Origin of the sequence: Actinomadura viridis, assembly GCF_015751755.1 — a bacterium.
Classification (GTDB): domain Bacteria; phylum Actinomycetota; class Actinomycetes; order Streptosporangiales; family Streptosporangiaceae; genus Spirillospora; species Spirillospora viridis.
Genome location: NZ_JADOUA010000001.1, coordinates 314,764 through 329,385 on the forward strand (window position 1 = coordinate 314,764; position 14,622 = coordinate 329,385).

Annotated in this window: 9 protein-coding genes and 1 tRNA gene; 8 read left to right on the top strand and 2 right to left on the bottom strand. The window is 72.4% G+C overall.

What is annotated here, in order from left to right:
- Window positions 1-293: 293 nt before the first annotated feature.
- The 5 genes from IW256_RS01280 (at window position 294) to IW256_RS01300 (ending at window position 6,803) form a co-directional block, all read left to right on the top strand.
- Window positions 294-1,118 (top strand): alpha/beta fold hydrolase, encoded by an 825-nt coding sequence (locus tag IW256_RS01280; RefSeq protein ID WP_197009194.1) that lies wholly within the window; start codon window positions 294-296, stop codon window positions 1,116-1,118.
- Complete coding sequence (locus IW256_RS01285) at window positions 1,115-2,227, top strand: DUF3500 domain-containing protein (protein WP_197009195.1); 1,113 nt, start codon at window positions 1,115-1,117, stop codon at window positions 2,225-2,227. The genes IW256_RS01280 and IW256_RS01285 overlap by 4 nt, the downstream gene beginning before the upstream one ends.
- A gap of 93 nt (window positions 2,228-2,320) precedes the next feature.
- Window positions 2,321-4,057 (top strand): gamma-glutamyltransferase family protein, encoded by a 1,737-nt coding sequence (locus IW256_RS01290; protein ID WP_231403596.1) that lies wholly within the window; start codon window positions 2,321-2,323, stop codon window positions 4,055-4,057.
- A 125-nt stretch (window positions 4,058-4,182) separates the two neighbouring features.
- Window positions 4,183-5,586, top strand: a complete 1,404-nt coding sequence (locus IW256_RS01295) for an MFS transporter (protein WP_197009197.1) — start codon at window positions 4,183-4,185, stop codon at window positions 5,584-5,586.
- Complete coding sequence (locus IW256_RS01300) at window positions 5,583-6,803, top strand: FAD-dependent monooxygenase (protein ID WP_197009198.1); 1,221 nt, start codon at window positions 5,583-5,585, stop codon at window positions 6,801-6,803. Before IW256_RS01295 ends, IW256_RS01300 begins: the two co-directional genes overlap by 4 nt.
- Window positions 6,804-6,885: 82 nt before the next feature.
- Here the strand turns inward: IW256_RS01300 and IW256_RS01305 are convergent.
- Window positions 6,886-6,974, bottom strand: a tRNA-Leu gene (locus IW256_RS01305).
- A gap of 104 nt (window positions 6,975-7,078) precedes the next feature.
- Here IW256_RS01305 and IW256_RS01310 point away from each other — a divergent pair.
- The gene (locus IW256_RS01310) at window positions 7,079-8,377 is read left to right on the top strand and encodes a M20/M25/M40 family metallo-hydrolase (protein WP_307828691.1); all 1,299 of its coding nucleotides are present in this window, start codon (window positions 7,079-7,081) and stop codon (window positions 8,375-8,377) included.
- A 729-nt stretch (window positions 8,378-9,106) separates the two neighbouring features.
- Here the strand turns inward: IW256_RS01310 and IW256_RS01315 are convergent.
- On the bottom strand, window positions 9,107-9,292 hold the full coding sequence (locus tag IW256_RS01315) for a DUF5703 family protein (RefSeq protein WP_197009200.1): 186 nt from the start codon (window positions 9,290-9,292) through the stop codon (window positions 9,107-9,109).
- 242 nt (window positions 9,293-9,534) lie between these two features.
- Here IW256_RS01315 and topA point away from each other — a divergent pair, with 242 nt between their 5' ends.
- Window positions 9,535-12,234, top strand: coding sequence for a type I DNA topoisomerase (gene topA / locus IW256_RS01320; protein ID WP_197009201.1), 2,700 nt, complete (start codon window positions 9,535-9,537; stop codon window positions 12,232-12,234).
- 28 nt (window positions 12,235-12,262) lie between these two features.
- Window positions 12,263-14,476: a dTMP kinase gene (gene tmk, locus IW256_RS01325; protein ID WP_197009202.1), complete on the top strand. Its 2,214-nt coding sequence runs from the start codon at window positions 12,263-12,265 to the stop codon at window positions 14,474-14,476.
- The last annotated feature ends 146 nt before the right edge of the window (window positions 14,477-14,622 follow it).

A 14,622-nucleotide genomic window follows, 5' to 3' on the forward strand; every position in this document is an offset into this window, starting at 1 on the left:
CTCCCGGATCCGGCCGGTCCGGCGCCCGTTTCCCGGGTGCCTTCCTGGTCGCGGGCGCCGTCGTGGCGGCCGGCCGCACGCCGTATCGCTGCCCGGCCGGCAAGAGGAGACGGCGGCCGGCTGTGCCCGTTCCATCCGGAAGCAGCCGTGGAACGCTGCAGCTCGGCACGCACCTCGGGTCTTCTACCGTCACCAAAGTCGTCCCTCCGCCCGGGCCGGCGCGACGCTTATATGATACGGTTCTCTCAATTCGTAATGATGTCTTCGTGCCGTGGTCGACAGGGAGGCTCGCAGTGGCAGGACGACAGGCAGCGCGCGAACCCGCCGAAGCGGCCGGTTCCACCATCCGGGCGGGCGAGCTCGACGTCGGGTACATCGATGACGGCAGCGGTGTGCCGCTCGTGCTCATCCACGGCGGCGAGGGGGACCGCACCGCGTACGCGACGCTCCGCCGGCACCTCGGCGCGGGAATACGGGCGATCTCCTACGACCAGCGCGACTCGGGGATCACCGTGAACCCCCCGGTTCCGTACACGCTGAGCGACCTCGGCGATGACGTCGTCGCCCTGCTGGACGCGCTGGAGCTCGAGAGCGCGCACCTGCTGGGCACCTCCTTCGGCGGCGCCGTCGCGCAGCACGCCGCGCTCCGGCACCCCGGGCGGGTCGCGTCCCTCGTGCTGATCGCCACCACGCCGAGCTTCGCGCTGGGCGCCGACGCGATCGACAAGCTGCTGGAGCTGTCCTACAGCGACCTGCGGAACGCGGTCGACGACTACTTCGTCACGCCGGGCGGCCGGGCCAGGATGGGCGCCCGCGCCGCCCGGACGCTCACGGCCCGCGATCCCGAGCGGCGCGCCCGCCGCCACGCCGCCGCCCGGGAGCACGAGATCCGGGACCGCCTCGGGGAGATCTCCGCACCCACACTGATCGTGCACGGCACGGAGGACCGGCTCGCGCCCTACACCGGCGCCGTGGTGATGGAGCAGCGGATTCCGAACGCCGAACTGCGTGCGATCGAGGGCGGGCGGCACGCGGTCGGGATGGAGTTCGCCGAAACGATCGCCGGCTGGGTGCGCGAGTTCCTCGGAGTGACCGCCGATGCCGCTCCGAAGCCATGACCGGCGCCGGCCGCGAGGTCGCGCACCGTATGGCCGAGGCGGCCCGCGCGTGGCTGGACTCCCTGGACGCGGACCAGCGCGCTGCGGCGGTCGGGCCGCCGCCGGGCGCCGGCGCCGCGGCCGAGGCCGAGCGCACCCGCTGGTTCTACACCCCGACCGACCATGGCGGCCTCACCTTCCACCGGCAGCGCCCCGCCCAGCACCGGCTTGTGATGCGGCTGGTCGCGAGCGGGCTCTCCGAGGCCGGGTACAACACCGTCGCCACCGTGCTCGGCCTGGAGAACGTGCTCGACCGCGTCGAGGGCTTCTCGGTGAACTGGGGGCGGGAACGCACCCGCGACCCCGCCATGTACTACCTGCGGGTCTTCGGTGAGCCCGGCGGGCCGCAGCCGTGGGGATGGCGGTTCGGCGGCCACCACGTCTCGCTCAACAACCTCGTGGTGGACGGGCGCGTCGCCGCCACCACGCCGTGCTTCCTGGGCGCCGACCCTGCCGTGTCGCCGCTCCTGGGCGGCGCGGCGCTGCGCCCCCTGGGGGCGGCCGAAGACCTGGCCCGCGAGCTGGTCCGCTCCCTGCGCCCCGAGCTCGCGGCCCGCGCGGTGCTGCTCAGGCGCGCCCCGGACGACATCGTCGCGGGCAACACCGCCCGGATCGGCGACCGCGTGGTGAAGCGCAGGGAACTCTGGCGACCCGGCCGGCACACCCCGGACCGTGCCGAGCACCCGTCCACCGGCCTCGACGGCGCGGGCCGGCGGGCGGTCGCCCTCACCCCGGCGCCCAAGGGCGTGCCGGGCGCCGAACTCGACGCCGCGCAGCGGGAACTGCTGAGGGCCCTGCTCGGCACCTACCTCGACCGCGTCCCGGACGGGATCTCCCCGCTGTCCCGCTACGACGACCCGGCGGCGCTGGACGCCGTGCACCTCGCCTGGGCCGGCTCCACCAAGGCCGGGGAGCCGCACTACTACCGCCTGCAGGGCCCGCGGCTGCTCGTCGAATGGACGAACGTCCACCGCGGCGTCAACCACGCCCACGCCGTGTGGCGGGACCCGGAGACCGACTTCGGCGGCGACGTCCTCGCCGCCCATCACGCCGCCCACCACGTGCCCTAGCGACGGAATACGGGAGACATGGCCGGTCAACAGCGATCACGGACCGACGATTTGCCCCACACAACGCGCCCCACGCTACGGGGATCCTTCGGCATGTGCGCGTCGACGCACTGGCTGGCCTCCGCGACGGCCCAGTCGGTGCTGGAGCGGGGCGGCAACGCGTTCGACGCGGCGACAGCCGGCGCCTTCGTGCTGCACGTAGCCGAACCCCACCTCAACGGACCGGGCGGTGACCTCGTCGCCGTGTTCGCGACCGCGGAGGACACTTCTCCGCTCGTGCTGGCCGGACAGGGCCACGCCCCGCGGGGAGCCACGATCGAGCACTTCCGGGCCGAAGGGCTGGACCACGTCCCGGGCTCGGGCGCCCTGGCCGCCGCCGTTCCGGGCGCCGTGGACTCCTGGCTCTGGCTGCTCGCCGAGCACGGTACGTGGGAACTCGCCGACGTCCTGGCCTACGCGATCCACTACGCGGAGCACGGAATCCCGGTCGTGCCCCAGCTGGCGCGCGTCCTGGCCACGGTCGAGGATCTCTTCCGCACGCACTGGCCGACGTCGTACGCGCTGTGGATGCCCGGAGGACAGGTCCCGCGACCGGACGCGACCCTGGTCAACCCCGACTACGCCCAGACCCTGCGCCGGCTCTGCACCGAGGGGGCCGGCGAGACGAGGACCGCACGGATCGAGTCCGCGCGGCGCGCCTGGCGGACGGGGTTCGTGGCGGCCGCCGTCGCGGAGTTCGCGACCACACCGCACCGGCACTCCTCGGGCGGCGACCACGCCGGAGTGATCACCGCCGCCGACTTCACCGACTTCGTCCCGTCCACCGAACCCGCGGTCACCGCGGAGTTCCGCGGGATCACGGTCGCGAAGGCGGGCCTGTGGACCCAGGGGCCCGTGCTGCTGCAGGCCCTCGCCATGCTCGACCACTTCGGCGACGAGCGGATCGATCCGTCGACCGCCGAGGGAATCCACACCATCACCGAGGCCCTGAAGCTGGCCATGGCCGACCGGGAGGCGTTCTACGGTGACCGGGATCCGGCGGACGCGGAGGACGTGGTGCGCCGTCTGCTGTCCCCCGAGTACAGCAGGGAACGCGCCGACCTGATCGGCACGGTCGCGTCGGCCGAGTTCAGGCCGGGGGACATCGGCGTCACCCCGTACATGCCGCCGCTCGTCACCGAGCAGCACGACGTTCGGGTCGAAGGCGTGGGAGAGCCCACCGTGCGGCACACCGGGGACACGCGGGGCGACACCTGCCACATCGACGTCGTCGACCGCTGGGGGAACATCATCTCCGCCACACCGTCGGGAGGGTGGCTCCAGTCCTCACCCGCCGTGCCGGGGCTCGGGTTCGCGCTGGGCACGCGGCTCCAGATGACGTGGCTGGACCCGGCCGCCCCCTCCCGCCTGGCCCCGGGACGGCGGCCTCGTACGACGCTGACTCCGACCCTGCTGCTGCGCGACGGCAGACCCGTGGCCGCGCTGGGCACGCCGGGGGGCGACAAGCAGGACCAGTGGCAGCTGCTCTACCTGGTGCGCACGCTCGCCTTCGGGATGGATCCGCAGGAGGCGATCGACGCGCCCGCGTTCCACACCACCGCGGTGGTGAGCTCGTTCTGGCCGCGGACCTGGACGCCGGGCGGACTGGTGATCGAGGAACGAGCGGACGGGGCGGTCATCGACGAGCTCCGCGGACGGGGCCATGACGTGACCGTCGCCGGACCATGGAGCCAGGGCCGGCTGTCGGCCGTCACGCGGGACCCCGACAGCGGCGTCCTCCGGGCGGCGGCGAACTCGCGCGGCGCCCAAGGGTACGCGGCGGGGCGATGAGCGGCGCCGCGTCCGGCCCCCGGTACCGGCGGCCGGTTCGCACGACGGCGTGCCATGACGTCCGCACCCGGCATCCGTGGGCGTCCCGACCCTCCGAATGACCGTGACAGCCCACGGAGAAAGGCATGGACGTCATGTCCTCAACTCTGGCCCCACCGGCCCGGATCGGAAAAGTCGGCGTCGGCGCCCTGGGCATGCTGGCGGCCGCCACCGGGACCCTGGAGTCGGTGGTGGCCCCGACGCTGCCGTTGCTGCAGCGCGAATTGTCGATCAGCCCTGCCCAGGGGGCACTGCTGAGCGTCGTGATGCTCGTCACCGGCGCTCTCGTCGCGCCCGTCGCGGGCATCATGGGTGACCGCCGCGGCGGGAAACGGGTCCTGATCCGGCTGATGGCGGTGGTCTCGGCCGGCGGGCTGGTGTCGGCGCTGGCGCCGAACCTGCCGGTGCTGCTGGCGGGGCAGGTTCTGCAGGGCGCGATGGTGGGCGCGATGCCGCTGTCGTTCATCCTGGTGCGCAAGCATCTGCCACCGGGGCAGACCCAGGTGGCGATCGGGGTGGTCAGCGGGTTGTTCGTGGGCGGCGGCATGCTGGGGACGCTGATCGCCGGGCCCATCGCCGAAGGGCTGTCGCGGCACTGGATGTTCGCGATCCCGACGCTCGTGATCATCCTGTCGACCCTGCTGGTCCACGTGCTGATGCCGGACGACCCGCCCGCCGGGGCGGCCACCAGGATCGACTGGCCCGGACTGGTCCTCCTGAGCGGCGTCCTGCTGACGCTCATGCTCGTGCTCGCGATGGCGGCCGACATCGGCTCACAACCGATCGCGGTCGGCGCCCTCGTCGTGGTCCTGGCCGCCCTGGTGACCGGATGGGTGACCGTTGAGCGTCGTGCGGCCTCGCCGATCGTCGATCTGCGCCTGCTCGCCCAGCCCGCGATATGGGGCTCCTATGTGATCACATTCGCCGTCTGCGCCGGTACCGCGGTGTCGATGTTCCTGGTTCCGCAGCTGTTCGCGGTGTCCGGCGACGGGTACGGCTTCGGGGCCGGCTCCACCGACATCGGGCGGTACCTGCTGCCCGGCACCGTCATGGCGGCGGTCAGCGGGCCGCTCGGCGGGATCGCGGCGCGGCGCTTCGGCGCCAGCACCGCGGTCGCGACCGGAATCGGCGTCCTGTCGGCCACGCTGGTCGCCGTGGCGTTCGTGCACACCGAGGTGTGGCACCTCGTGGTGGGCAAGGCGCTGATCGCCCTGGCCAGTGGCGTCTGCGTCACCGCGATGGTCATCAAGGCCGCCACCAGCGTCGACCACGGCAACACCGGCACCGCCACCAGCCTGGTCCTGGTGGTCCGCGTGCTCGGCTTCGCCGCGGGCGCACAGGTCAGCGGCGCCTTCCTCACCGCCGGGACCCCCGCGGGGACCGACGTCCCGGCCGAATCCGCCTTCGTCATCGGCTTCGTCATCGCCGGCGCCGTCACCGCGCTGTCCCTGCTTGCCGTCCGTACCTTGAGCAAAGGAGCCAAGGAATGACCCGAACCGATCCGGCAGCCGGCATCCGTACCGCACCGAGGGGCAGGGTCCTGATATCGGGGGCCAGCATCGCGGGTCCTGCCCTCGCGTTCTGGCTGAACCGCTACGGATACGCGGTCACGGTGGTGGAGAAGGCGAGCACGCTGCGCAGCGGCGGTTATCCCATCGACGTGCGCGGCACCGCACTCGAGGTCGTCCGGAGGATGGGGATCCTGCCGCGACTCCAGGACGCGCACATCGACCTGCGTCGGCTGACCTTCTTCGACGAGGACGGCGGCCAGGTGGCCTCGCTCAACCCGCACGCCGTCACCGGCGGTGTCGCGGGACGGGACCTGGAAGTGCGGCGCGGGGACCTCACCGAGGCTCTGTACACGGCGGTCCGCGACGACGTGGAGTTCCTGTTCAACGACTCCATCGACTCCCTCCACCAGTCCGGCCACGGGGTCGACGTCACCTTCCGCGGGGGCGGCAGGCGCACGTTCGACATGGTGTTCGGCGCCGACGGCATGCATTCACGCACCCGGGAGATGCTGTTCGGCCACGAGAAGCAGTTCCACCGGTACCTCGGCTACTGCTTCGCGGTGTTCACCATGCGCAACACCTTCGGGCTCTCCCACGAGACCGTGATGTGGAACGCCCCGGGCAGGGCCGCGGCCCTCTACGCCGTGGGGGACGACGACGAAGTGCACGCCTTCCTGAACTTCGCCCTGCCGGAACCGCCGTTCGACGTGTTCCCGAACCCCGAGGCCCAGCGGGACCTGGTCGCCTCGGTCTTCGCCGACGCGGGATGGGAGGTCCCGGGCATGCTGGCCGCCATGCGCGAAACGGACGACCTGTTCTTCGACGGGGTCGGCCAGATCCGCATGCCCCGCTGGTCCAGCGGCAGGGTCGCGCTGGTGGGCGACGCCGCGTACGCGCCCTCGTTCCTCACCGGGCAGGGCACCAGCCTCGCGCTCGTCGGCGCGTACATGCTCGCCGGTTCGCTGGCCGACCGGGACCACGCCGCGGGCTTCGCCGCCTACGAACACGGCACCCGTGAGTTCGTGACCATGAACCAGGAACTGGTCGGCAAGGGCAGGACCACACTCTTCCCGACCACCGCCGAGGCCCTGGAGGAACGCAACGACATGCTGCGCAATCTCAGCGCCATGCCCGCCGCGCAGGGACGACCGGCCCACTCGGCCCTCACCCTGCCCGATTTCATGCCCGCGACATAACCCGGGAACGCGAAATCCGGGTCGAGGCTGGCCTCGGCCCGGATCGGATCGTCACTCCCGAACGTTGCTCTGGGGTAACCAGTGGTGTCCGAGGGGGGACTTGAACCCCCATGCCCCGTAAAGGGCACTAGCACCTCAAGCTAGCGCGTCTGCCTATTCCGCCACCCGGACATGCCGCAGATGCTCTGCGGCGGGCTTCACCATACCAAAGGTCCGGAGTCGCGGCGAAGCCGTCGGGCGGGCACGATGGTCGGGTACGCGAGTCCGACGCGAAGGTGATGACAGTGGACGAGGTCGTCCAGCTCTGCCAGGAGCTGATCCGGATCGACACCAGCAACCCGGGGGATCATTCGGGGCCTGGGGAACGGGTCGCCGCGGAGTACGTCGCGGAGAAGCTGGCCGAGGTGGGCGTCGAGTCGCGGATCTTCGAGTCGCACCCGAAGCGGGCCAGCCTCGTCGCGCGGATCGAGGGCGAGGATCCTTCGCGGGACGCCCTGCTGCTGCACGGGCACCTGGACGTGGTGCCGGCGCGGAAGGAGGACTGGACGCACGATCCGTTCGGCGGGGAGATCGCCGATGGGTGCGTCTGGGGGCGCGGGGCCGTGGACATGAAGGACATGGACGCGATGATCCTGGCCGTCGTGCGGAAGCGGCTGCGGGAGGGGCGTAAGCCTCCGCGTGACGTGGTGCTGGCGTTCCTGGCCGATGAGGAGGCCGGGGGCAAGTGGGGCGCGCAGTACCTCGTGAAGGAGCATCCGGAGCTCTTCGAGGGGTGCACCGAGGCCGTGGGGGAGGTCGGCGGGTTCAGCCTGACCGTCCCCGGGGACCGGCGGATGTACCTGATCGAGACGGCCGAGAAGGGGATCGGCTGGATGGAGCTGACCGCCAGGGGGACGGCCGGGCACGGGTCGATGGTGCATCCGGACAACGCGGTGACGGCGCTGGCGGAGGCGGTGGGGCGGCTGGGGTCGCACGAGTTCCCGATCCGGCTGACCAAGGCGGTGCGGGCCTTCCTGGAGCGGGCCTGCATGGCGTACGGGGTGGAGTTCGACCCGGACGAGCCGGAGAAGTGCCTCGCGGAGATCGGGCCGCTGGCGCGGATGATCGGGGCGACGCTGCGGCACACGCTCAACCCGACCCGGCTGGACGCCGGTTACAAGACCAACGTCATTCCGCAGGAGGCCAGGGCTCAGGTGGACGGGCGGTTCCTGCCCGGTCATGAGGCCGATTTCTTCGCCACCGTGGACGAATTGCTCGGGCCGGATGTCCAGCGTGATTTCGTGCATTACGACCACGCGGTCGAGACCGAGTACGAGGGGGCCCTGGTCGCCGCCATGGAGGAGGCCCTGCTCTCGGAGGACCCCGGTGCGCTGCCGGTCCCGTACTGCCTGAGCGGGGGGACGGACGCCAAGTCGTTCGCGCGGCTGGGCATGCGGTGCTTCGGCTTCGCACCGCTGCGGCTGCCGCCGGAATTGGACTTTTCCGGAATGTTCCATGGTGTCGACGAGCGGGTCCCGGTGGACGGTCTCCGGTTCGGTGTCCGGGTGCTCGACCGTTTCCTCGATCGGGCCTGAGGATTTCCGCGCGATCGCCCTCCGATCGCCCTCCGTGGTGCTACGGTTACTTTTCGTACGGGCGGTTGACCCGCCCATGGGGGTTCGATGACAGGCGGGGAGTGAGATGGCGCACGACTGGGCACGAACGCCGTCTCCGTCTCCGGCTGCTCGTCGCCGGGTGATGGTCGGGCGGCGTGGCACGGGGGCTGACCGGCCCGCCGCCCCCCGGCGCCGAGACCGGTGCCGTGGACGGCGCGGCGCGCACGGCCCACAGGTCGGGGGCGACCTGTGGGCCGCAGGGGGCCTTGAGTCATGCGGGCGCGGCCGGCGGGCCCGCCCGCACGGCCCGCCGGAAGCCACCGGTGACCCGGGTGTCGCTTGGGCGCGAAAGTGCTCCGTGGCGGGGCGGCCGGATGGTGCCGCATCCCGGCGGGGACGCGGTTTCGGGGGCGTCCAAGAACGTTCGAGTCGGTCCAGGCCGCCTCGCCCGTACGGCAAGCCCGCCCAGACGTTGCCTCCGGCCCAGAGGCAACGTCTGGGTGGCCTGACGGGCGGCGTCCTCGCGCGCTGACGCGACCGGGGCCGGTCAGGCCGGTCCCGTCTTCTTGAGGCGAAGCGAGGTAGGGTGCCCTGGCCCTAGGGTGGGCGAAGTGTCCCGGGGGTGACGTACCGTACGTCATGACCGCGGTGAGTAATGTCTTGTTTATCCGCGGCTGAGAGGCCAGGCTGAGCGGTCGGGCCGAGTGGTCAGAAAGTGCGGACCTGACGGATGATCTTGCGGCGGAGTTGGATTCGGCGGCTACCGTCTGGGTAGAGGCGCAACCGATCGAGTTCCCAGCCGCCGTGTTCGGCGTGCTCGGTCAGGACCCGCCGGGCGGTGTCACGGGTGGTGCCGCGCGGCAGGCGCAGGACGAGGTAGGTGTACTCCACCATTGCCGTCCATTATGGCCGGGCCACGGCCGCGGTGGGAGCCCGGAGGTGGCCTTGTCCGCAAGGTCGTTGACGACGTGTCATCCTGTCTGAGGTTCGTGGCGGTGGGAGATGTGGCCCGCACTCCCCGGGGGGCGGGCGATGATCGACCGGCGACGGTGGGAACACTCGGGCATGAAAGCGGCGTCGGCCGACGTTGTTAGCTAGCCCGTGCAAGAAGACCAGACAGCGAGGTTGGAGCGACTGTGCCAGCCAAGAACGGCACTGCGAAGCGTGGTCAGGGCGGGGGCACCCGAACCCGCCTGGTGATCGTCGAGTCGCCCGCGAAGGCGAAGACGATCGCCGGTTACCTGGGCGGCGGCTATGTCGTCGAGTCCAGTATCGGCCACATCAGGGACCTTCCCAGGGCTTCGGAGGTGCCGGCCAAGTACAAGGGCGAGCCGTGGGCCAAGCTCGGCGTGAACGTCGAGCAGGGCTTCGAGCCCCTCTATGTCGTCAACAGCGACAAGAAGCAGCAGGTCGCCAAGCTGAAGAAGCTGCTCGCCGAGGCCGACGAACTCCTTCTCGCGACGGACGAGGACCGGGAGGGCGAGGCGATCGCCTGGCACCTCCAGGAGGTGCTCAAGCCCAAGGTGCCGGTGCACCGGATGGTCTTCAACGAGATCACCAGGGACGCCATCCGGGCCGCGGCGGCCAATCCGCGCAGCCTCAACCTGCGCCTGGTGGACGCCCAGGAGACCCGCCGCATCCTCGACCGGCTGTACGGCTACGAGGTCAGCCCGGTGCTGTGGAAGAAGGTCATGCCGGGCCTGTCGGCGGGCCGGGTGCAGTCGGTGGCGACCCGGCTGGTGGTCGAGCGGGAGCGGGAGCGGATCGCGTTCGTCCCGGCCCACTACTGGGACATCGCGGGCGAGTTCGACACCGGCAAGGGTTCCGAGGAGGAGCCGTCGGTGTTCAAGGCCGGGCTGGTCTCGGTGGACGGCAAGCGGGTCGCGCAGGGCCGCGACTTCGCCTCCGACGGCACCCTGAAGACCCGTGACGTGCTGCACCTGGACGAGGACGCCGCGCGCGGGCTGGCCGGGCGGCTGGCGGGCCGGCCGTACGAGGTCACCTCGGTCGAGCGCAAGCCCTACACCCGCAAGCCGTACCCGCCGTTCCGCACCACCACGCTGCAGCAGGAGGCCAGCCGCAAGCTGAACTTCTCCGCCAAGTACACGATGTCGGTGGCGCAGAAGCTGTACGAGAACGGCTTCATCACCTACATGCGGACCGACTCGATCACCCTGTCGGAGACCGCGATCACGGCGGCGCGGCGGCAGGCCGCGACGCTGTTCGGCGCGCAGTACGTGCCGGACAAGCCGCGCGTGTACGCCAGCAAGGTCAAGAACGCGCAGGAGGCGCACGAGGCGATCCGCCCGGCCGGCGACTCGTTCCGCACGCCCGCCGAGACGGGCCTGTCGGGCGACCAGTTCCGGCTGTACGAGCTGATCTGGAAGCGCACGATCGCCAGCCAGATGAAGAACGCCGAGGGCCAGTCGGTGTCGGTGCGGGTCACCGGCACCTCGACCGGCGGCGAGGTCGCCGAGTTCGGCGCGACCGGCAAGACGATCACCTTCCACGGGTTCCTCAAGGCGTACGTGGAGAGCGCCGACGACCCCTCGACCGACCGGGACGACCAGGAGCGGCGGCTGCCGGCGCTGGCCCAGGGCGACGCGCTGGCCGCGCGGTCGGTGCGGGCGGAGGGGCACTCCACCCGGCCGCCGGCCCGCTACACCGAGGCGAGCCTGGTCAAGGAGCTGGAAGAGCGGGAGATCGGGCGGCCGTCCACGTACGCCTCGATCATCGGCACGATCATCGATCGCGGGTACGTGTTCAAGAAGGGCACCGCGCTGGTGCCGTCCTTCCTGGCCTTCGCCGTGATCAACCTGCTGGAGCAGCACTTCGGCAACCTGGTCGACTACGACTTCACCGCGCACATGGAGGACGGTCTCGACGAGATCGCCCGCGGTGAGGCGCAGCGGGTGCGCTGGCTGGAGCGCTTCTACTTCGGCGACAACGGCGGCGAGGGGCTCAAGGAGCTGGTCGACGACATCGGCGACATCGACGCCAAGGGCATCAGCTCGTTCCCGATCGCCGGCACCGACATCATGGTCCGGGTCGGCCGGTACGGGCCCTACCTGGACCGGGACGGCGAGCGGGTCAACATCCCCGAGGACCTGGCGCCGGACGAGCTGGACGCGGCGAAGGCCGAGGAGCTGTTCGCCCAGCCCACCGGCGACCGGGAGCTGGGCGTCGACCCGGAGACCGGGCACACGATCGTGGCGAAGTCGGGCAGGTTCGGCCCGTACGTCACCGAGATCCTGCCCGAGCCCGAGCCCGCCGCCGACGGCGCCAAGAAGAAGCGTGCGAAGAAGGACGCGCCCAAGCCGCGCACCGGCTCGCTCTTCAAGTCGATGTCGCTCGACACGGTCACGCTGGAGGACGCGCTCAAGCTGCTGTCGCTGCCGCGGAGCCTGGGCGAGCTGGACGGCGAGCCGGTGACGGCGCAGAACGGGCGGTTCGGGCCGTACCTGAAGAAGGGCACCGACAGCCGTTCGCTGGGCTCGGAGGACGAGCTGTTCACCGTGACGCTGGAGCAGGCCAAGGAGCTGTTCGCGCAGCCCAAGCAGCGGGGGCGGGGCCGGGCCGCGGCCGCCGCGCCGCTGCGCGAGCTGGGGCAGGATCCGGCCAGCGGCAAGCCGGTGGTGGTGAAGGAGGGCCGGTTCGGGCCGTACGTCACCGACGGTGAGACCAACGCCAGCCTGCGTAAGGGTGACGAGGTGGAGTCGGTGACGATCCAGCGGGCCGCGGAACTGCTCGCCGAGCGCCGGGAGAAGGTGGCGTCGGCAGGCGGGAAGAAGAAGTCCGCACCGAGGCGGCGCACCTCCGCCAAGTCCGGCTCCTAAGGACATCGACGCCGATACCCTGACCGACATGAACAGAACGGGCGCCACCGGGCAGGCGCGTGCCACCGAGCCGCGGCCAGGAGTTCAGGCGATCAAGCCGTTCCGGCGGTTGTGGATCGCGCTCTCGCTGTCCAGTCTCGGGCACTGGCTGAGCGTTCCGGCGCTGACCGCGCTGGCCGCCGCCCTGACCCGGGGCGAGGATCCGGCGACCCGGGCGCAGGCCATCGCCGGGGTCCTGGTCCTGATGGTGCTGCCCGCCCTGCTGCTGGGGCCGCTGGCCTGGCCGGCGATGGCCCGGATCGACCGGCGGCTCGCGATGGCCGCCGTGGACGGGGTCCGGTTCGCGCTGGTGCTGTCGGTGGCGCTGGTGGACGCGGTGCCCTGGACGCTGGCCGCCGCGTTCCTGGTGGCGGTGGCCTCGCTGCTGTGGACGCCGGTGACGGTGCTGTCGCTGCCGGGGCTGGTCCCCGAGGACCGGCGCGAGGACGCCCGCCGGTCGGCGCTGCGCGGCGCCTACGGCGCGGCCCCGGTGGCCGCGGTGGTGTTCGCGCTGCTGGCGCTCGCCGGGGACGCGCTGCTCGGGTCGGGCTCCCGCGCCGACCTCCCGGTGTACGCGGCCGCGGTGGTCTTCCTGGCCGCGGCCGGCGCGACGTTCGCTATTGGCGAGCTGCCCGCCCGCGGCGCGTACGTGCCGGGCGACCAGAGGGCCGCGGCCGTGGCGCCGCTGAAGCTGCTCTTCCAGGGCCAGGGGCGTGACCAGGGTCAGGGCCGGGGGCGTTCCGGACGGGACGGCGACACCGGCCAGGCCCGGCAGACCGCGCCCGACGGCGTGCCGATCGCCGGCGCGCACGCGGCCGGCGCAGGGCCCGCGGTCCGCGAGCCCGGGGGCGCGCACGCCGCGACCGCCGGTCCCGTCCGGGGGCTGGCGCTCGCCGGCATGGTCATCGCGCTGACGGCCGCCGCGGTGGTCGCGGCGGCCCGCCTGTACGCCCGCGACCTGGGCGGCGGGGACGCCGGGTACGGCTCGGTGCTGGCCGGGCTGACGGCCGGCGCCGCGCTCGGGCTGTTCCTCGGGCCGCGCGTGCTGGCACCGTTCAGCCGGCGCCGCCTGCTGGGCCTGGCCGTGATCGCCGCCGCGCTCGCGCTGGTCCCGGTGGCCCTGGTGCAGAACCTCGTCGTCGTGGTGTTCCTGACCGGCGTCCTGGGCCTGGCCGCCGGGGTCGCCTGGGCGGTCGGCACCCGCCTGCCCGAGGACGAGGGCCGCGCGTTCGCCTACCTGCGCGCGGTGGCCCTGCTCACCGGGTTGATCGTGGTCGCGGTCGTCCCGCCGCTGGCCGGCCTGATCGGCGAGCACCGGCTCACCCTGGGCGACGCCGTGTACGACTTCGGCGGAGCGGGCGCCGCGCTGCTGATCGCCGCCGTCCTGGCGGTGCCCGCGGGCCTGGTCGCGTACCGCAAGCTGGACGACCGGGCCGGCGTCCCGCTGCTGCCCGACCTGTCGGCCGCGCTCCGCGGCCACACCTACGTCCCGCCCGAGGAGGCCGCGGCCCGCCCGGGGGTGGTCCGTGACCGGGGCGTCTTCATCGCCTTCGAGGGCGGTGAGGGCGCGGGCAAGACCACCCAGGCCCGGCTGGCCGCGATCTGGCTGCGCGACCACGGCTACGACGTGGTCAGCACGCACGAGCCCGGCGCCACCAAGATCGGCATGCGGCTGCGCGCGATGCTGCTGGACCAGGAGACCACCGGTCTGTCGCCGCGGGCGGAGACCCTGCTGTACGCCGCCGACCGCGCCGACCACGTCGCCAACGTCATCCTGCCCGCGATGGAGCGGGGCGCGATCGTCGTCAGCGATCGTTACGTTGACTCCTCGCTGGCGTACCAGGGGTACGGCCGGCAGCAGGACGTCGACGCGATCGGCCGGGTCAACGCGTGGGCCACCGGCGGGCTGGTGCCCGACCTGACCGTGCTGCTGGAGGTCCCGCCGGAGACGGGGCTGGGCCGGCTGGCCTCTCCTGCCGACCGGATCGAGGCCGAGCCGCACGAGTTCCACGAGCGGGTCCGGCAGGGGTTCCACGCCCTCGCCGAGGCCCACCCGGAGCGCTACCTCATCGTGGACGCCGGCCGCCCGCAGGCCGAGATCTCGCGGGAGATCCAGTACCGCATCCGGGAGATCCTCCCCGACCCCGTCCCGGCCGGCACCGAGGACGTCACCAGCACCTTCCCCGCCATCAAGGACCTCTGAGCGGCCCTGAGCCTCCCTGCGGCGGCCCTGAGCTGCCCTGTGGCGGCACGGCGGCACGGCGGCGGGACGGCGGCGAGACGGGAGCGGGGCACCGTCCGGCCCGTTCTCCCGGCGCCCGCGCGGGAACGCGGGCCGCGGTGGCGCGC